This window comes from Tepidimonas sp., from assembly GCF_036825565.1.
Classification (GTDB): domain Bacteria; phylum Pseudomonadota; class Gammaproteobacteria; order Burkholderiales; family Burkholderiaceae_C; genus Tepidimonas.
On record NZ_DAISXZ010000001.1, the window covers coordinates 30,615 to 48,920 of the forward strand.

Here is an 18,306-nt window from a genome sequence, read left to right on the forward strand (position 1 = left end):
GGTTCACGGCTTGGCCTCCGGACGAGCGGTGGGATCGACACCCAGTGCGTTGAGCTTGGCCTCGACGATGGCACGGTAGCCGGCCGCGGGCTCCAGCCCCTTCCAGGCGTCCAGGTAGGCCGCGCGGGCGGCTTCGTCCTGGCCCTGGCGGTGCAGCACGTCACCGCGCCGGTCGGCGCGCCACGGGCGCAGGGCCTCGGGCACATCGGCATCGAGCAGGCGCAGAGCCGCGTCGAGGTTGCCGGCGTCCAGCTCCAGCCCCGCGAGGCGCACGCGGGCCACGGCCACCAGGGCCTCGTCACGCCCACGGTCGATCACGAACTGCAGGGCCGCGCGCGCGTCGGCGGTCTGGTCGGCTTCGGCCAACACCCGGGCGGCCAGCAGCGCGCCGTGCTGCGCCTGCGCCGTGCGGGCCGCCTGGGCCTGCATATCGCCCCAGGTGCGCCGCACCCGCTCGACGTCGGCCGCGCGGGCCGCCTGATCCAACTCATCGTACAGGGCGGCCGCCTGCGCGGCCTGCCGCCGCTCCCAATACTGCCAGCCGTTGTAGGCGGCATAAGCCCCCAGCACCCCGATCAACAGCCAGGTGATGAGGTTGCCGTACTTTGCCCAAAATGCCTTGAGCTGGGCGATTTGTTCCTGCTCTTCGAGGTCGTAATGCGAGGCCATGCGGTGCCCGGTGGGTGTCGATGTGGCGGGATTGTAGAGGGGGGCGTGCCCCGGTCGCGATCGGCCGCGTCAGGTCGCGCCAGCGGGGCGCAACCGGGTGGCCCACTCGGCGGCCTCGGCCACGGGCAGCAGGGTCTGAGCCGTGACGGGGCCGCTCAGCCCTTCGCGCAGGGGCTTGACCGCCACCTGCCCGGCGGCCAGCTCGGCCTCGCCAAAAATCAGCGCGTAGCGCGCCCCGCTCGCATCGGCCTTTTTGAATTGCGACTTCATGCTGCCCAGCCCGTCCGGCCCAGCGGCGTGCATCAGCACCTGCAGACCCGCGGCACGCAAGGTCCGCAGCACGGGCATCACCCGCGGCCAGGCCTGGGGGTCCGGCACGATGGCATAAGCATCCGGCACCGGGGCGGCCGGCAGGCGCTGCTGGGCCTTGAGCAGTTCCAGTATGCGCTCCACCCCCATGGCCCAGCCGACGCCGGGGGCGGGTTTGCCGCCCACCTCGGCCATCAAGCCGTCATAGCGCCCGCCGGCACAGACCGTGCCTTGCGCCCCGAGCGAGGTGGTGACGAATTCGAACACCGTGTGGTGGTAGTAGTCCAGTCCACGCACCAGACGCGGATTGACGCCGTAGGCGATGCCCTGGGCGTCGAGCAAGCGACGCACCGCCTCGAAGTGCGCCAGCGACGCCGGCCCCAGATGGTCGAGCAGCTTGGGCGTTGCTTCCACCAGAGCCTGCATCGCCGGGTTTTTGGTGTCCAGAATGCGCAGCGGGTTGGTGTAGAGGCGACGGCGCGCGTCCTCGTCGAGCTGATCGCGGTGCTGCTCGAAGTACGCAATGAGCGCCTGGCGGTGCGCCTGGCGTTCGGCGGGCTGCCCCAGGCTGTTGAGTTCCAGCGCGATGCCCTGCAGGCCCAGTTCGCGCCACAGGTCGGCGGCCATCGCGATCAATTCGGCATCGGCCTCGGGCCCGGCCAGGCCCAGCGCCTCCACCCCCACTTGGTGAAACTGCCGGTAGCGTCCGCGCTGCGGCCGCTCGTGGCGGAACATCGGGCCCATGTAGTAGTAGCGCTTGGGGCCGTCGTAGAGCAGCGAATGCTCCACCACCGCGCGCACCACGCCGGCCGTACCCTCCGGACGCAGCGCGAGTTGCTCGCCGTTGAGCCGGTCTTCGAACGCATACATCTCCTTCTCGACGATGTCGGTGACCTCGCCCAGCCCGCGCACGAACAGGGCCAGCGGCTCGACGATGGGGGTGCGGATGTTGCGGTAGCCGTAGCGTGCGAACAGATCGCGCACGTGTGCCTCCAGCCACTCCCAGTGGGCGGAATCGGGCGAGAGGATGTCGTTCATGCCTTTGACGGCGGTGATCTTGTCTGTCATCTCGGTCTCGGGTGGGGGCGCCGCAGCGTTAGTGCGGCGGCGCCCGTGTGCCAACAGAAAGGGGGATGGGGAGGACGCGGCGGGCTGCCCGTCAGGTCGCCCCAGCACCAAAGCGCCGAGCGACGTAGTCCTCGACGATGTGGCGAAATTCCTCGGCGATGCGCTCGCCGCGCAGGGTGGCGACCTTTTCGCCGTCCAGATAGACGGGAGCGGCCGGAGCCTCGCCGGTGCCGGGCAGGCTGATGCCGATGTCGGCGTGCTTGCTCTCGCCCGGTCCGTTGACGATGCAGCCCATGACGGCGACTTTGAGGTTCTCCACCCCGGGATAGCGGCTGCGCCAGACCGGCATGGCCGCGCGCAGGTGGTCGTCGATCTGTTTGGCCAGCTCCTGGAACACGGTGCTGGTGGTGCGCCCACAGCCCGGGCATGCCGTGACCTGGGGCACGAAGGCGCGCAGCCCCAGCGCCTGCAGAATCTCCAGCGCCACCACCACTTCCTGGGTGCGGCGCTCGCCGGGCTGCGGGGTCAGGCTCACGCGGATGGTGTCGCCAATGCCCTGCTGCAACAGCACGGCCAGAGCCGCCGCCGACGCCACGGTGCCCTTGGTGCCCATGCCCGCCTCGGTCAGCCCCAGGTGCAGCGGATGGTCGCAGCGGCGCGCCAGCTCCTGATACACGGCGATCAGGTCCTGCGCGTTGCTGACCTTGCACGACAGCACCACATCCTCGGGCGCCAAGCCGAGTTCGACCGCGCGCTCGGCCGACGCGAGCGCGGAGGTGATCAGCGCCTCGTACATGACCTGCCGCGCGTCCCAGGGCTGGGGGCGGCGGCCGTTTTCGTCCATCATCTGCCCGAGCAAATCGGCGTCCAGACTGCCCCAGTTGACGCCGATGCGGATGGGCTTGCCCCAGCGTAACGCCGCCTCGATCATCTGGGCGAACTGGCGATCTTTCTTCTCGCCGCGGCCCACGTTGCCCGGGTTGATACGATACTTGGACAGCGTCTGCGCCATCGCCGGGTGGTCGGCCAGCAGCCGGTGGCCGTTGAAGTGGAAGTCGCCGATCAACGGAACCGACACCCCCATGCGGTCGAGCTGCTCGCGGATGTGCGGCACGGCCCGGGCAGCCTCGTCGTTGTTGACCGTGATGCGTACCAGCTCGGAGCCAGCCTGGGCCAGCTCCTTGACCTGGATGGCGGTCGCGATGGCGTCGGCCGTGTCGGTGTTGGTCATCGACTGCACGCGGATCGGCGCATCGCCGCCAACGGTGACGCGGTTCTCACCCCAGGCGACGACACCTTGGCGGGAGCGGCGCGGGGCCGCAGCGCCCAGCGGGATCGGTCGGTCGGCATTCGGCGCTGCGCCCAACGCGGCGGCCGGGGGGTCGATGGCGCTCATGACAATCAGCGGATTTCGAAACGGGCAACGTTGTTGCGGGTCATCGGCCCCAGATCGAAGGGCTGGCCGCGCACCACGACCTCGGTGGCATCGGCGCGCCCGACGGTGACCGCCAGCGGCAAGTCCTCGTCGAAGCGGACGTCCTCACCCGGCTGCAGGCTGCGCTGCAACCAGACGCGCCCCGATGCGCCGATGACCTGGATCCAACTCGCGGCCTGCACGCGCAATTGCAGCGCTGCCGGGGCGGCAGGTGCCGCGGGTTCGGCACCGCCGGCGGCGGACGCCGACGCGGACGCCTGCGGTGCCGCAGCCGGTACCACCGGCACTGCCGGTGCCGTCGGGGACGCCGGCGCGGCGGCCGCGGCCGGCGGCGGCGACATCGGCGCCGAACCGGTCGCGCCCGGGCTGGCATCGGCCGTGGAGGGCACGGTCGCCGCTGAAGGGCCGGCGCCGCGCTCCGCCCCACCCGCCACCGGGACCTCGGGCGAGCGCCCTGCGGTCGGCAGCACGAACCACAGCACCCCGGCCAGCACGACCAGCGCCAGCGCGATCCACAGCGGCGTGCGCCAGCCGCCCCCTTCGCTACTGCCGAAATCGGGCGAGGCGCTCTCGCGCGGCATCGGAGCATCGATCGAGCCGTAGGCCAGCCCGAGTTGCGGGGCCTGCCCAGCCGGCAGGGCCGCGAGAATGGGTGCAGCGTCGATCTTGAGCACGCGACAGACGCTCAGCGCCAGCGCGCGCACGAAGGTGGCATCGGGCAGCGCCTCATAGCGACCGGCCTCCAGCGCCTCCAGACGCTGGACTGGCACCTTCAGCGTCGCGGCGACGGCAGCGATGTGCAGCCCCGCGCGCTCGCGCGCCTGCCGCAGCGCCTCGCCGGCCGACTGGGGCACCGCCGCGGGTGGGGTGACGACCGTCTCACTCATGGAATGCCCCCCGCTCGTAGGAGCCGGCCTCGCGCGAGGCCGGGAAACGGCGTTTGAGTTGCTCGCCCAGTTGGAGCGCCGCTTCACGGTTCTGCAGCCGGTTTTCGATCTTGATGCCCAGCCAAAGGGACTCGGCGTTGGCCAGTTCGGAATTGTTGAGGCGGCGGACGTAGAAACGCGCCCGTTCGCTGTCGCCGCGCTGGTGCAGCAGCAGCGCCAGGTTGTACAGCACCACCGGGTTGCCCGGATCGAGCTCGAAGGCGCGCTGCAGGCTGCGCTCGCCGGGCTCGGGCTGCCCCGCGCGGACTTGGCACACGCCCAGCGCCATCCAGGTCCGCGCCGCCGATCGGTATCCCGGGGCCTCCAGCGCGCGGCGGAAGGCATCGAACGCGGAGGGATAGCGCCCGTCCTGGCAATACATCCACCCCAGGTTGTGCCAAGTGTCCCCGTCGCGTGCGTCCAGCCGCAGGGCCTGCTGGAAACTCTCCTCCGCCAGCCGCAGATCCCGCAGCTGGGTATAGATCAGCCCGCGCAGGTTGAACGCGGCGGCGTAGGTTGGATCGATCTGGATGGCCTGTTTGACCTCGTCCAGGGCGACCGTCGTCTGCCCCTGCTCGAAGTAACCGGCGGCCAACTCCAGCCGGGTGCGGGCCCGCTTGCGGGCCTGGGGTTCGTCCGATTCGGTGATCCAGTCGCGGCCCGTGCCAGCCCCCGCTGCCGCCCCTGCGCCCGCACAGCCCCCCAAGGCCGCAAGCCACAGCGGCACGGCCAGCGCCACCGCCGCGCGCGCACCCACCGCCAACGCCCGCCGTCGACTCATGCCAAACCCTCCGTGGCGCGGACTGGCCTTTGCAAACGCACCACGGCCAGATCGTCCCCGCGCAGTGCCAGACGCTCGCCCACGCGGGTGCGGTCGAGCACATCGCCCGCGAGCTGGCCGCAGGCTGCATCGATATCGTCCCCCCGCGTCTTGCGGATCGTGGTAACGAGTCCCGCCGCATTGAGCCGATCGGCAAACGCCTTGACCGCCGCACGCGGCGAGCGCTGCAGGCCCGACTCGGGGAAGGGGTTGAACGGAATCAGGTTGACCTTGCACGGCACCCCCCGCCCCGCATGGCTGCGCAGCAGGGCGATCAGTTCCTGCGCATGCTGCGGGGTGTCGTTGATGCCGTCGAGCATGCAGTACTCGAAGGTGATGAAGTCGCGCGGCGCGGCCGGCAGGTAACGCAGGCAGGCATCCAGCAGCTCGTGCAGCGGGTACTTGCGGTTCAGCGGCACCAGGCGATCGCGCAACGAATCGATGGGGGCATGCAGCGACACCGCCAATGCCACGGGGCAATCCTGCGCCAGCCGGTCCATCATCGGCACCACGCCCGAGGTGGACACCGTCACGCGACGGCGCGACAGGCCGTAGCCGTGGTCGTCCAGCATCACCCGCAAGGCGGGGACGAGCGCGCCGTAGTTCTGCAGCGGCTCGCCCATACCCATCATCACCACGTTGGAAATGACGCGCTCGCTCGCTCCCAGGCGGCGCCGCAGCTCATGCTCGGCATACCAGAGCTGGGCGATGATCTCGCCCGTGGTCAGGTTGCGGCTAAAGCCCTGGTGGCCCGTGGAGCAAAAGCGGCAACCGACCGCGCAGCCGGCTTGGCTGGACACGCACAGCGTACCCCGGTCGTCCTCAGGGATGTAGACCGCCTCCACCGCATTGCCGTCGCCGACATCGAACAGCCACTTGATGGTGCCGTCGACCGACGCCTGCTCGGTGAGCACCGGCAAGCCCTGGATGCGCGCAACCGCGGGCAGCCGCTCGCGCAGGTCGCGCGCGAGGTCCGTCATCTCCTCGAAGCGCGCGACGCCCTTGTGGTGGATCCAGCGAAAGAGCTGGACAGCCCGGAAGCGCTTGTGTCCGAGCCGCTCGCAGAAGGCGGCCAACCCCTCGAGGTCGTAGTCGAGCAAATTGGCCGTCATGACATGATCAGCGCGAGTAGATGTTCATGCCCGGAAAGAAGAACGTCACTTCGACGGCAGCGGTTTCCGGGGCGTCGGAGCCGTGCACCGCGTTGGCGTCGATGCTGTCGGCGAAGTCGGCGCGGATGGTGCCGGGGGCGGCCTTCTTCGGGTCGGTGGCGCCCATCAGCTCGCGGTTCTTGGCGATGGCGTTTTCGCCCTCCAGCACCTGCACCATCACCGGGCCGGAGACCATGAAGTCCACCAAGTCCCTGAAGAACGAGCGCTCTTTGTGCACAGCGTAGAACTGCTCCGCCTCACCGCGCGAGAGGTGCACCATCTTGGCCGCGATGATCTTGAGGCCGGCGGCCTCGAAGCGGCTGTAGATCTGGCCGATGACGTTCTTGGCGACAGCGTCGGGTTTGATGATGGAGAGAGTGCGTTCGAGGGCCATGATGATCGAAATGATTGGGGATGATAGACAAAACCTGCGATTTTAACCGGCGCGGCGGCGCGGTGCACGTGCACCCTGTCCCGCGCCACGCCCGTTGCGCTCCGGTGCAGGGGGACGGCTCGGCCGCGGGCCGGCCCCGCGGGGCGGGACGGCCCGGCGCCGGGGCGCCACCGGCCGAGCAGGCAGCGGCGCGCCCGCCGCCTCCATGAGCTGCGCGACGACGCGCGGGTCCAGCTCGATGTAGGCACCACGGCGCAGGCCACGCGGCAGTTCGACAGCCCCGTAGCGCACCCGGATCAGGCGGCTGACCGCATGGCCGACCGCCTCGAATAGACGGCGCACCTCGCGGTTGCGGCCTTCGGCGATGGTCACCCGATACCAGCGGTTGGCGCCATCGCCGCCGCCGTCCTCCACGGAGCGAAACTGGGCCGGACCATCGTCCAGCTCGATGCCCTCCAACAGCCGCTGCCGCTCATCCTGCGACAGCGCACCCAGCACGCGCACGGCGTATTCGCGCTCCAGCCCAAAACGCGGATGCATCAGGCGGTTGGCCAACTCGCCGGAGTCGGTAAACAGCAGCAACCCTTCCGTGTTGATGTCCAGCCGCCCCACCGCCATCCACTTGCCCGAGCGCAGACGCGGCAGGCTGCGAAACACGGTGGGCCGGTTGTCGGGGTCGTCCAACGTCACGACTTCGCCGGTCGGCTTGTGGTAAGCCAGCACGCGCGGCAGGCGCGTCGGCGTGGCGCGCCAGCGCACCAGGCGGCCGTCCAGCTTGACCACATCGCCGCTGGCGATGCGCTGCCCCACATGCGCCGCCTCGCCGTTGACCGTGACCCGGCCCAGGGCGATCGCCTGCTCCATGTCGGCCCGCGAGCCCAGTCCCACCTGCGCCAGCACCTTGTGCAGCTTGAGGGTGTCCCCCGCCTGCGGCGCGGTGGGTCGGGCGGCCGGGGTGGGACGGGGCGCAGCCGCCACGGAGCGGGCACGAGGGGCGCTCGATCGGGCGCGAGGGGGCGATTTCTTCATGACTGCCTTTCGTTCGTCGCGGCCACCAGGGCCACGTCGTGGGTGGGGCCGTCCGCGGGTCGTTCGGCTGCCGCGTGTTCGGCACCATCGAGCCGGGCGAGCTCCGGCCCCACGTCGTCGCGGGCGGGCACGTCCGCACCCTCCAACAGCGGCAACTGGTCCAGCGATGTCAGGCCCAGATCGTCTAGAAACTGCCGCGTCGTCGCGTACAGAGCGGGGCGCCCCACCGTTTCGCGGTGGCCGATCACCTCGATCCAGCCCCGGTCCTCGAGCTGTTTAAGGATCTGGCTGCCAATGGTCACGCCGCGAATGGCCTCCATGTCGCCACGGGTGACGGGCTGTCGGTAAGCGATGATCGCCAAGGTCTCCAGCACCGCGCGGCTGTAGCGCGGCGGTTTTTCCGGGTACAACCGGTCCAGAAACGGCCGCAACGGCGGCCGACTCTGAAACCGCCAGCCACTCGCCACGCACACCAGCTCCAGCCCCCGATCCGCCCAGGCGAGTTGCAAATCCGCCAGCAGGCGGCGCAGCGTATCGGGGGCCAGGGCGCCGTCGAACAGCGCACCCAGCTCCCGCAGGGACAGGGGTTGGGCCGCGCACAGCAGCGCGGTTTCCAGAATGCGGCGGGCGTCGGTCGTGTTCATGCGTTGCCGATGATACGGTCGTGCCCAGGGCCGTCGTGCTCGCCATCGGGCCGAACGGCCCACAGGAGGGCGGGATTGTAGTGCAGGCCGGCCACCGCGACGGCGGCGGCCAGATCGGGTGGCAGTGGGCTCTCGAAGGCCAGCCAATCCCCGCCGATCGGATGCCGCAGCCCCAGCCGAACGGCGTGCAGGGCCTGGCGCGCCATGCCCAGGGCCAGCCGGCCGCCGTAGAGCGCGTCCCCAACCAGCGGATGCCCCAGCCATGCCAGATGAACGCGAATCTGGTGGGTGCGCCCGGTGTGCAGCTTGCAGCCGACCAACACCCACTCGGCGCGCCCCGGCGAGCCGCCGTCGAGCCGCCGGATATCCGTGCGTGCCGGCTTGGCCGCGCCGCTGTCCGGCGGATGCACCGCCATGCGCAGGCGCTGGCGCGGGTCGCGTCCGATCGGTTGATCCACCCCCACGCGATCCGGGTGTCGCCATGGCCCGCCCGCCAGTGACACATAGATGCGCTGCACCTCCCGCGCGGCGATCATCGCCACCAGGGCGTCGAACGCCCTCGGCGTCTTGGCCACGACCATCAGGCCGCTCGTGTCCTTGTCGAGCCGATGCACGATACCCGCCCGCGGCAGGCGCGCAGCGCCCGCGTGGTGCGCGAGCAGGCCATTGAGCAAGGTCCCCGACCAATGGCCGGCGGCGGGGTGCACCACCCAGCCCGCCGGCTTGTCGATGACGAGCAGATGGTCGTCCTCGAAAACGATGGGCAAGGCCATCGGCTGCGGCACGAAAGCCTGCGCCTGCGCGGTCGGGCGCAGCTCGATGGCCAGGGTTTCGCCCACGCGCAAGCGCCGCGCCGACTTGGACTGCACCGCCCCGTCCAGGCACACGGCCCCCTCGGCGATCAGCTGCTGCAGGTAACTGCGCGACACTTCGGGCACGTGCGCCGCCAGCCAGCGGTCCAGTCGCTCGCCATGCGCGTCGGCATCCACCACAAAGCGGCGCCACTCCGACTCGGCGCCGGGGTCTGCCGCACCACCGTCCGCCGCGTCGGCCTGCGCCGCGACGTCGGTCTCGACCTCTATAATTTTCGACACCATGTTTGCTGCTGCGGCAGCGCGCCTGAGGGGCGCCCAATGAAGACCCACCGATTATCCGCCGATCGCCTGCGCGCGCCCACCCTGTCCGCCATCGCTCTGGGCGTCGCCTTGCTGGCCGGTTGCGCCAGCGGCCCCGAAAAGGACGTCACCGCCGGCTGGAGCCCCAACAAGCTCTACGCCGAGGCCATGGACGAGCGCGCCGCCCGCAACTACGACAAGGCCATCCAGTACTTCGAAAAACTCGAAGGCCGGGCCGCGGGCACGCCCCTGGCGCAACAAGCGCAACTCGAGAAGGCCTACGCCCATTACAAGAACGGCGAGCAAGCCCAGGCCATTGCCACGCTAGACCGCTTCATCAAGCTGCACCCAGCCAGCCCCGCCCTGGACTATGCCCTCTACCTCAAGGGGCTGGTCAATTTCAACGACAACCTTGGGCTGTTCGGCTTCATCTCGCAGCAGGACCTCTCCGAGCGGGATCAGAAGGCGGCCAAAGACTCGTTCGAGGCCTTCAAAGAGCTGACCGAGCGCTTCCCCGACTCGCGCTATGCCCCGGACGCGCGCCAGCGGATGACATACATCGTCAACTCCCTAGCGCAGTCCGAGGTGCACGTCGCCCGCTACTACTACCGGCGCGGGGCCTACGTGGCCGCGATCAACCGTGCCCAAGTGGCTTTGAAGGATTACCAAAACGTCCCGGCCATTGAAGAGGCGCTCTATGTCCTGATGAAATCGTACGAGGCGCTGGACATGCCCGATCAAGCGCGCGATGCCCGCCGCGTGCTGGAAGCCAACTTCCCCGCCAGCCCATTCCTCACCCAGGGCTTTCGCCGCGACAGCGGCCCGTGGTGGAAACTCTGGTGACCGTCTTGCCCCGGCGGACTCGCCGGGCGGGCCGCCAGCGGGCCTATGCCCCGCGCGCCACGACAGTGACCACAGAAAAGGCCGCCTGCGAGGCGGCCTTTTGGTGTGCGGACGGAGCGACGGGTCAGACGGTTTCGCCCAGCACCTGGACGTTGACGTCCACCACCACGTCGGTGTGCAGCGCCACCGACACCGTGTAGTCGCCCACCATCTTGAGCACGCCGTTGGGCATGCGGACCTGGGCCTTGGCAACCGGGTAGCCAGCCTTGGTCAGCTCCGCAGCAATGTCATGGTTGGTGACCGAGCCAAATAGACGACCGTCCACGCCCGCCTTTTGCGACAGTTTGATGGTCATGCCATTGAGCTTTTCGCCCAGGGCCTGGGCCTCGGCCAACTTGGCGGCAGCCACTTTCTCGAGCTCGGCGCGGCGCGCGTTGAACTCGTCGATGGCCGACTGCGTCGCCCGGCGGGCCCGGCCGGTCGGGATCAGAAAGTTGCGGGCATAGCCGTCTTTGACCTTGACGATGTCGCCCAGGTTGCCCAGGTTGACGACCTTGTCGAGCAGGATGACTTGCATGTTCTCGGGCTCCTTCAGACGCGGTGCTGGTCGCTGTACGGCAGCAGCGCCAGGAAGCGCGCACGCTTGATGGCGATGGCGACCTGGCGCTGGTAGATGGCGCGGGTGCCGGTCAGGCGGGCGGGGATGATCTTGCCGTTTTCGGCAATGAAATCCTTCAGCGTGTCGACGTCCTTGTAGTCGACTTCCTCGACGCCGGCGACGGTGAAGCGGCAGAACTTCTTGCGCTTGAACAGCAGGTTGTTGCTGGCGCGCTTGGGGCGGTTGCCCTGATTGCGTTGCGGTGCAGCCATGATGGTTTCCTAAATCGGCTTGAAATCCTGGATGTGAAACACGACCCCGTGACCGCGGCGCGCAGAGGTCAGAAACCCTGCACACCACAGCGTGGTGCCCAGCGGCTGGGTTGCGAGTCGTTCGGCATCCGTACCGAACACCACCGCTTTCAGACGCAGGGCCACTCGCCTAGGTTGGCCGGCTTCCACTTGCTCGGATGCGTGCTCCAGCAGCACGTCCAGCGCGGGGATGCCGGCCGGGGTGTAGCGCATGGCCGCGCACTGGACCAGCGTGGCCACGAGCACCAGGCGATTGACGGGTGACGCGGTCGCCCCTGCTGGGGTCAAGCAGCGGCTTCCTGTTGCGCCTTGCGGGCTTCCTCGCGCTCGACGGCTCTCATCATCGCCGACGGGCCGGTCTCGGCCTTCTTCTTTTGGACCACCAGGTGACGCAGCACGGCGTCGTTGAAGCGGAAGGCGTGCTCGAGCTCGTTCATGACCTCTTGCCCGGCCTCGATGTTGAGGCACAGGTAGTGGGCCTTGGACAGCTTGTTGATCTGGTAGGCCAGTTGGCGACGACCCCAGTCCTCGACGCGGTGGATGACCCCGCCGCCGGCCGTGATCATGCCCTTGTAGCGCTCCAGCATGGCGGGCACCTGCTCGCTCTGATCCGGGTGGATCAGCATGACGATTTCGTAGTGACGCATGAACTCTCCTTGTGGAACAACTGCCACCCCCGCGTCAACTGGGGTGTGGCAAGGAAGCTCACCATTATAGCTTGCCCGCGAATGGCGAGCGCAAGCGCCGCACCCAGGCTCGCCGCTGCGCTGACGGCGCCGGGGTGATGAGACTGACGACGACCGTGACCGCCAGCCCCACCGGCACGCCGAACACGCCCGCGGCGATCGGTTGGATCTCCCACCACAGGCGCGGCTCACCGCTCAGACCCAACACCGAGCGCAGCCACGGCTGCGTCGTGGCCATGTAATACACAGTGACGGCCAGCCCCGCCACCATACCCGCCACGGCCCCCGGCCCGTTGGCCCGGGACCAAAAGATGCCCAGCACCAAGGCCGGAAAGAAGGCCGCCGCCGCCAAGGAAAACGCCGCCGAGACGAGGAACAGAATGTCCGCCGGCTTCTGTGCCGCGATGTAGGCCGCGAGCAAGGCCACCACCAGCAGCAGCACCTTGGACAGGGTGACGCGGCGCGCCGTCTCGGCGGTCGGATCGAGGGTTTTGTAGTACAGGTCGTGGCTAAGCGCGCTGGTGATGGCCAGCAACAGCCCATCGGCCGTCGACAGCGCCGCGGCCAGACCCCCGGCCGCCACGAGGCCGGCCACGACATAGGGCAAGCCGGCGATTTCAGCGGCGGCCAGCGCGATGATGTCGGGCCCGATGGTGATTTCGCCCAACTGGAGCACCCCGTCGCGGTTGACGTCGCGCACCGACAACAGGCCGGGATCGACGCGGCTCCAGGCGCTCACCCAGTGGGGCAAGGCATCGAACGAGGTGCCGACCAGGCCATTGAGCACCTCGAACTTGACCATCACGGCCAGCGCCGGGGCCGTCAGGTACAGCAGCGCAATAAAGCCCGCCCCCCAGGCCACCGACTGCCGGGCCTGACGCACATTCGGGACGGTGTAGAAGCGCACCAGTAAATGGGGCAAGGCCGCGGTCCCCACCACCAGACAGAACACCAGCGCCAGGAAATTGCGGCGCGATGGTTCCACCCCCGCCTGCGGCCCTGCCTCGGCGGTGTCCTGCGCATAGGGTCGCGCCTGCGGCGGCGTGCCGCCGAGCGCGGTGGTCTTGGTCTGCGCCTGCTCGAGCTGGCGCGTCCAAAGCGCGCGGGCGGCGGCCTCGTCGCGCGGCAGGCGCGACAGGAGCCGCTCGGCCTCGGCGATGTCCGCCGGATCGCCGTCGTAGCGCCGCAGCGCCTCGATGTGGCGCTCGGCCAGGGTGCGCTCGCGCTCCAGGGCGGCGGCCGGATCCCGCAGGCGCTCGCGCAGCACATAGGCCTGATGGGCCCAGATGCGCTGCACATGGACCTCTTGCGGACTCTCGGCCAGGGCCTGCTCGCGCTCGGTCACCTTCTGCAGCTGGATGCCGTAGGTGAGCTGAGGCACGGGCCAGCCGGTCTGCTTGACGGACAGCCAGACCACCGGGGTGACATAAGCCAGGATCAAGACGATGTATTGGGCGACCTGCGTCCACGTCACGGCCCGCATCCCCCCCAAAAACGAGCAGACCAAAATCCCCCCCAGGCCAAGGAACACGCCCACCTCGAAGGCCAGCCCCGTCAGGCGCGAGGTGATCAGGCCCACCCCATAAATCTGCGCCACCACATAGATGAATGAACACAACAGCAGCGCAAACACCCCAAGCAGCCGCGGCACCGGGCCGCCATAGCGCTCCGCCAGAAAATCGGGAATGGTGAACTGCCCGAACCGCCGCAGGTACGGTGCCAAGAACAGGGCCACCAGCACGAAGCCGCCCGTCCAGCCGAGCAGGAAGGCCAGCCCGCCAAAGCCCTGCATGTACAGCGTGCCCGCCAGCCCCAGAAACGAGGCCGCCGACAGCCAGTCTGCCGCCAGCGCCATACCGTTGTAGAACGCCGGCACGCGCCGCCCAGCCACGTAGTACTCGACCGGGTCGATGGTGCGGGTGAGGATGCCGATCGTCGCGTAGACGGCCAGTGTCCCAAGCAGGAAGGTCAGGCCGATGGCGCTCTTGGACCAGCCCAAGCGCTCCAGCACCCCCAGCAGCAGCACGAAGCCGATGAACCCCCAGGCAAAACGCCAGTACAGACGGTCGAGAACGGGGCGAAGGTGGGAATCGGGCGACGCAGGCATGGCGCGAAGACGGCAACGGCTTGACGCAACGCAAAGCCGTGGCGGGCGTTGGTCTTGGCAGCGGACGCTGAGGGTGTAGCATGGCATCGTAGCGGTTTTTGGCCCCGCCTGGGCCGCCCTTGCCATGCACATGCCCCCCAACGATCGACCTGTCGACGACTCCACCCCACTGGCCACCCTACCAGTGCGGGCCTTGCTGCGGCGCCCTCCGGTGACGGTGCCCCCCGATCTGCCCATCCAAGCGACCGCGCGAATCATGCGCGAGCACCGGATTTCGTCGGTGCTGGTGGCTCACGACGGCGCCCTGGTCGGTCTGGTGACGGACCGCGATTTGCGCAACCGCGTGCTGGCCGAGGGACTGGACCCAGCACGTCCCGTGATCGAGATCGCCACCACCGCGCTGCAAACGGTGGAGATCGGGGACCATGCCTTCGATGCGCTGCTGCTCATGGCCCGCCTGAACATCCACCATGTGCCAGTGATGGACGGGCGCACGGTGGTTGGCGTCATCTCCAGCACCGACCTGCAGCAGCAACAGAGCAACTCCGCCGTCAACCTGGCCGGCGCGATTTACCGGCAAGAATCGGTGAAAGAACTGGTGGCGACGGCCGGCCGCATCGGCCAGCTCCAGCGGCAACTGGCCGCCGCCAGCACCAGCGCGCACGCCATGGGGCGCATCGTTTCGGCCATGACAGACGCCCTCACCTCGCGCCTGCTGCAACTGGCCGAGGCCCAGTACGGCCCGCCCCCCGTCCCCTACGCGTGGGTCGCCGCCGGATCGCAGGGGCGCAACGAACAGACCGCCAAATCCGACCAGGACAACTGCCTGGTTCTGGACGACCGCTACGACCCCGCGGCGCACGGCGCCTATTTCGCGGCGCTGGCGCGTTTTGTTTGCGACGGGCTCAACGCCTGCGGCTACGTCTATTGCCCCGGCGAGATGATGGCGGTCACCGACACCTGGCGGCAGCCGCTGGCCCGCTGGCGCGACTATTTCCGGACCTGGATCGAGCGCCCGGAGCCGAAGGCCCTGATGCTGACCTGCGTCTTTTTCGACCAGCGCTTCGTGCATGGCGAGCGGGCGCTGCTCGACACCCTGCGCATCGAGGTGCTGCAACGCACCCCGGGGCAGCGGATCTTTCTGGCGCACATGGTGGGCAACGCGCTGACCCATCAACCGCCGTTGGGATGGCTGGGGGGGATCAGCACCATCCGCCACGGGAAGCACGAAGGCACGGTGGACCTCAAGCACACCGGCATCGTCCCCATCATCGACCTGGCGCGCATTTACGCCCTGGCCGGCGGCATCCCGGCGGTCAGCACGCGCGAGCGCCTGCAGGCGGCGGCCAGCAGCGGCGAGATCAGCGCCGAGCGCACGCGCGACCTGATCGACGCGCTGGAGTTCTTGAGCGGGCTGCGCATCCAGCACCAGGCCCGTCTAATGGCCGACGGCCAGGCGGCGGACAATTACCTGCGGCTGGACGAGCTCTCCGAACTCGAACGGCGCCACCTGAAGGATGCCTTCGGCGTCGTGAAAGACCTGCAGAGCGTGCTGGAAAAACGCTACCTCGCAGGGCGCTTCTGAGAGCCGGGGCAGCGTCCGCCCCGGCATCGACGCCCGGCATCAATACGTCAGACGGGCGTAGTAGGTGCGCTCGGCCGCGCGGCGCGCGTCGCCCAAGGTGTGGATGCCCTGCTCGGCCAGCAGTGGGATGAGGCGCAGCAACACCTCGGCCGTCACGAAGGCGTCGCCCAGCGCCGTGTGGCGCCCGATCACCGGGATGCCGAAGCGGGCCGCAATCTCCTCCAGCCGGTGCGACGTTTGAGCGGGGTGGACCACGGCCGACAGCAGCAAGGTATCAAGCACCGGATGGTCGAACACCAGCCCGGTCGCCCGCTCCTTGAGCTGCAAAAACCGCATGTCGAATGCCGCGTTGTGCGCCACCAGCACCGTATCGCGGGCGAAGGCGTGGAAGGCGGGCAGCACCTGCGTGATGTCGGGCTGACCGGCGACCATGTCCGGGGTGATGCCGTGGATGGGGATGGACTCGCGCGGGATGGAACGGCGCGGGTTGACGAGTTGCTCGAAGCTCTCGTGCCGCAGCAGCTTGCCATTGACGATGCGCGTGGCGCCGATTTGGATGATCTCGTCGCCCTCGGACGGATTGAGGCCCGTGGTCTCGGTGTCGAAGACGGTGTAGGCCAGCGCCGTGAGCGGCACATCGTCCAACGCCTGCGCCGCGGGGGACTGGCGGAACAGGTCGAAGTCGTAATACTCGGGCCGGCTTTCGGTGCGCACGAGGGGGGGCGAGTCGGCGGGCTCCGCCGGATCTATGGCCGGCAACAGCAGCCGGAAGAAGGCCAGGCCCGCCTGAGCGTCGGCCTCCACCCACAAGGCGCCGCCGTGGCGCTCCACCACGTCGCGCACACTCGCGGCCAAACCCCCGTCGCCCACGCGCATCGGGTCCAGCTCCCAGCCCATCAGACCGGCGATCGACGCCTCGCCGGCCGGGGCGGCCCAGGCCAGATCCACGTGCGCCTGGGCGCCGGCCCGCCTTTGCGCCGCCGGGGCCGGCTGTAGCCGCAGGGTGACGGCGGCAACGCCACCCTCCTCGTGCAGCCGGCGCGCCAGATAGACCACGGCCTGGATCAGGGAAAAGCTCTCAATGCGCAGCCAGACCTCGCCATCGACGGGCCCCACCCCCACCTGCAGCCCTTTGACGTCGGCCAGTCGGCGCTCGATCGCCGCGATCAGGTCGGCGCCCAGCATGTCCTCCATCGGCCACTGGCTGCCCCATTGCGTGGCGCCATCGGCAACCAGGCGCTGCACCCGGTCGCCCAGGGCCTGGACCTCGCCGCGCACCACGCCGAGCAGCCGCTCGCGCAGCGTGGGATCGGCGTCGGGCAACTCCAGCACCTCGAGCGCTGCGCGCACATTGGCCAGGGAGCGGCGGCTGCCTTCGGTCAAGTCGAGCCAGAGCCGCTCCCGCGCCGCCGCCTGCTCATGGTCGCGGGTGATGTTGTCGAGCACGAGGACGAAGCCGGCCAGCTCCTGCTCAGCGCCCTCGGCACCCTCCGCCTGCCGCACCGGGGCCACCTGCACGCGCAGCAACTGCCCGCCGCGCGTGGCCGTGACGAACTGCGCGCTGGGGTGCGCCGCCCCCCGGCGCAAGCGCTGGCGAATACTCTCCAGCGCATGCGCAATGACCGCCCGATCGAACACCGTGTAGATGGAGCGTCCCAAGCCGATCAGCTCCGCCCCGCCGGCCAGCGTGGGTGCCTGGGACAGGGCGCGAAATTGCCAGCGCGCCCGGTTGTTGTAGAGCAGAACGCGCCCGTCCAGATTGCACACAACGACGCTTTGCGTCAGTTCCGACATCAGGGCGGCCAGGCGCGACTTCTCCTGCTCGATGCCGCGCGCCGCCTCGCGCACGCGCTCGTCCACCTGGGCGCGCCACGCCTCGCGCTGCTGCACGAGCTGATTGAACAACTGGGCGACCCGGCGCACTTCCGCCGGGCCACGCTCGCGCAGGGCGGGCGCTCCCTGCGCGGTCAACAGCACCTGGGCCTCCTCGGCCAGCCGCCGCCAGGGGTGCACGCCCACGTCGAAGGCGCGCTGCAGCCCCCACGCGATGGCCGCCATGCCCGCCAGCCACATCAGCAGCACGAAGCCCCAGCGATCGCCCAGCAAATCGAGCATGCGCGTGCGGGCCTCGACCTCCAGCGTGACCGCGATCAGCCCCACCGTGACCGCCAGCCATGCGAGGGACACGGCCGCGGCACCGGCCAGCAGCCACCACAGGCGTGGGTCGATGCGCCGCCTCACCCCTGTGCTCCCAGCAGTTCGCGCACGCGGCGCACCAACTCCTGCGTGGAAAAGGGTTTGGTCAGATAGGCATCCGCGCCGAGCGCCAGCCCCTTGGCAACGTCGGTGTCTCGCCCCTTGGCGGTGAGCATGACGATGCACATGCCCGCCAGCGCGGTATCGGCCCGGATGGCCTGGCACACGTCGAAGCCGCTCTTGCGCGGCATCATGACGTCGAGCAGCACCACATGTGGGCACCAACTGCCGGCAAGGGCCAAGCCTTCCTCCCCGTCGCGGGCCACCTGCACCTCGTAGCCCTCGCGCTTCATCAGAAACTCGAGCGAGATCAGGATGTTGGGTTCATCGTCCACGATCAGTACGCGCTTACCCATGGGG

At 69.3% G+C, this 18,306-nt stretch carries 19 protein-coding genes; 2 read left to right on the forward strand and 17 right to left on the reverse strand.

Going from position 1 to position 18,306, the window contains the following annotated elements; genetic code table 11:
• Window positions 1–3: 3 nt before the first annotated feature.
• The 10 genes from V7026_RS00160 to V7026_RS00205 all read right to left on the reverse strand — a co-directional run bounded on the left by V7026_RS00160 (window position 4) and on the right by V7026_RS00205 (window position 9,542).
• Complete coding sequence (locus V7026_RS00160; protein WP_068609374.1) at window positions 4–669, reverse strand: YfgM family protein; 666 nt, start codon at window positions 667–669, stop codon at window positions 4–6.
• Between the two features lie 69 nt (window positions 670–738).
• Complete coding sequence (gene hisS, locus V7026_RS00165) at window positions 739–2,046, reverse strand: histidine--tRNA ligase (RefSeq protein WP_334153221.1); 1,308 nt, start codon at window positions 2,044–2,046, stop codon at window positions 739–741.
• A 91-nt stretch (window positions 2,047–2,137) separates the two neighbouring features.
• Window positions 2,138–3,442: a flavodoxin-dependent (E)-4-hydroxy-3-methylbut-2-enyl-diphosphate synthase gene (ispG, locus tag V7026_RS00170; protein WP_334153222.1), complete on the reverse strand. Its 1,305-nt coding sequence runs from the start codon at window positions 3,440–3,442 to the stop codon at window positions 2,138–2,140.
• 5 nt (window positions 3,443–3,447) lie between these two features.
• Complete coding sequence (locus V7026_RS00175; RefSeq protein WP_334153223.1) at window positions 3,448–4,368, reverse strand: helix-turn-helix domain-containing protein; 921 nt, start codon at window positions 4,366–4,368, stop codon at window positions 3,448–3,450.
• Window positions 4,361–5,188 carry a type IV pilus biogenesis/stability protein PilW gene (pilW, locus tag V7026_RS00180; RefSeq protein WP_334153224.1) on the reverse strand — a complete coding sequence of 276 codons (828 nt, stop codon included), beginning with the start codon at window positions 5,186–5,188 and terminating at the stop codon, window positions 4,361–4,363. The genes V7026_RS00175 and pilW overlap by 8 nt, the downstream gene beginning before the upstream one ends.
• Window positions 5,185–6,339 carry a 23S rRNA (adenine(2503)-C(2))-methyltransferase RlmN gene (gene rlmN, locus V7026_RS00185; protein WP_334153225.1) on the reverse strand — a complete coding sequence of 385 codons (1,155 nt, stop codon included), beginning with the start codon at window positions 6,337–6,339 and terminating at the stop codon, window positions 5,185–5,187. Before rlmN ends, pilW begins: the two co-directional genes overlap by 4 nt.
• A 7-nt stretch (window positions 6,340–6,346) precedes the next feature.
• Complete coding sequence (ndk, locus tag V7026_RS00190) at window positions 6,347–6,772, reverse strand: nucleoside-diphosphate kinase (RefSeq protein ID WP_334153226.1); 426 nt, start codon at window positions 6,770–6,772, stop codon at window positions 6,347–6,349.
• Between the two features lie 42 nt (window positions 6,773–6,814).
• Complete coding sequence (rluB, locus tag V7026_RS00195; protein WP_443082290.1) at window positions 6,815–7,750, reverse strand: 23S rRNA pseudouridine(2605) synthase RluB; 936 nt, start codon at window positions 7,748–7,750, stop codon at window positions 6,815–6,817.
• 47 nt (window positions 7,751–7,797) lie between these two features.
• Window positions 7,798–8,445: an SMC-Scp complex subunit ScpB gene (scpB, locus tag V7026_RS00200; protein ID WP_334153227.1), complete on the reverse strand. Its 648-nt coding sequence runs from the start codon at window positions 8,443–8,445 to the stop codon at window positions 7,798–7,800.
• Window positions 8,442–9,542 carry an RluA family pseudouridine synthase gene (locus tag V7026_RS00205; protein WP_334153228.1) on the reverse strand — a complete coding sequence of 367 codons (1,101 nt, stop codon included), beginning with the start codon at window positions 9,540–9,542 and terminating at the stop codon, window positions 8,442–8,444. The genes scpB and V7026_RS00205 overlap by 4 nt, the downstream gene beginning before the upstream one ends.
• A 36-nt stretch (window positions 9,543–9,578) precedes the next feature.
• On the opposite strand from V7026_RS00205, the gene V7026_RS00210 reads away from it, so the two are divergent.
• Window positions 9,579–10,403: an outer membrane protein assembly factor BamD gene (locus tag V7026_RS00210; RefSeq protein WP_334153229.1), complete on the forward strand. Its 825-nt coding sequence runs from the start codon at window positions 9,579–9,581 to the stop codon at window positions 10,401–10,403.
• 124 nt (window positions 10,404–10,527) lie between these two features.
• On the opposite strand, the gene rplI is transcribed toward V7026_RS00210, so the two are convergent.
• The 5 genes from rplI to V7026_RS00235 form a co-directional block, all read right to left on the reverse strand.
• Window positions 10,528–10,980: a 50S ribosomal protein L9 gene (rplI, locus tag V7026_RS00215; RefSeq protein ID WP_334153230.1), complete on the reverse strand. Its 453-nt coding sequence runs from the start codon at window positions 10,978–10,980 to the stop codon at window positions 10,528–10,530.
• Window positions 10,981–10,994: 14 nt separating this feature from the next.
• Window positions 10,995–11,273 (reverse strand): 30S ribosomal protein S18, encoded by a 279-nt coding sequence (gene rpsR / locus V7026_RS00220; protein WP_334153231.1) that lies wholly within the window; start codon window positions 11,271–11,273, stop codon window positions 10,995–10,997.
• Between the two features lie 9 nt (window positions 11,274–11,282).
• Window positions 11,283–11,600 carry a primosomal replication protein N gene (gene priB / locus V7026_RS00225; protein WP_334153232.1) on the reverse strand — a complete coding sequence of 106 codons (318 nt, stop codon included), beginning with the start codon at window positions 11,598–11,600 and terminating at the stop codon, window positions 11,283–11,285.
• Window positions 11,597–11,959: a 30S ribosomal protein S6 gene (gene rpsF, locus V7026_RS00230; protein WP_334153233.1), complete on the reverse strand. Its 363-nt coding sequence runs from the start codon at window positions 11,957–11,959 to the stop codon at window positions 11,597–11,599. The genes priB and rpsF overlap by 4 nt, the downstream gene beginning before the upstream one ends.
• Window positions 11,960–12,023: 64 nt before the next feature.
• Window positions 12,024–14,105 (reverse strand): sodium:solute symporter family protein, encoded by a 2,082-nt coding sequence (locus V7026_RS00235; protein WP_334153234.1) that lies wholly within the window; start codon window positions 14,103–14,105, stop codon window positions 12,024–12,026.
• 124 nt (window positions 14,106–14,229) lie between these two features.
• Between V7026_RS00235 and V7026_RS00240 the strand changes: the two genes are divergently transcribed.
• Window positions 14,230–15,690, forward strand: coding sequence for a putative nucleotidyltransferase substrate binding domain-containing protein (locus tag V7026_RS00240; protein WP_334153235.1), 1,461 nt, complete (start codon window positions 14,230–14,232; stop codon window positions 15,688–15,690).
• Between the two features lie 39 nt (window positions 15,691–15,729).
• On the opposite strand, the gene V7026_RS00245 is transcribed toward V7026_RS00240, so the two are convergent.
• Complete coding sequence (locus tag V7026_RS00245) at window positions 15,730–17,931, reverse strand: 3'-5' exonuclease (RefSeq protein WP_334153236.1); 2,202 nt, start codon at window positions 17,929–17,931, stop codon at window positions 15,730–15,732.
• The gene (locus V7026_RS00250) at window positions 17,928–18,302 is read right to left on the reverse strand and encodes a response regulator transcription factor (RefSeq protein ID WP_334153237.1); all 375 of its coding nucleotides are present in this window, start codon (window positions 18,300–18,302) and stop codon (window positions 17,928–17,930) included. Before V7026_RS00250 ends, V7026_RS00245 begins: the two co-directional genes overlap by 4 nt.
• Window positions 18,303–18,306 lie beyond the last annotated feature (4 nt).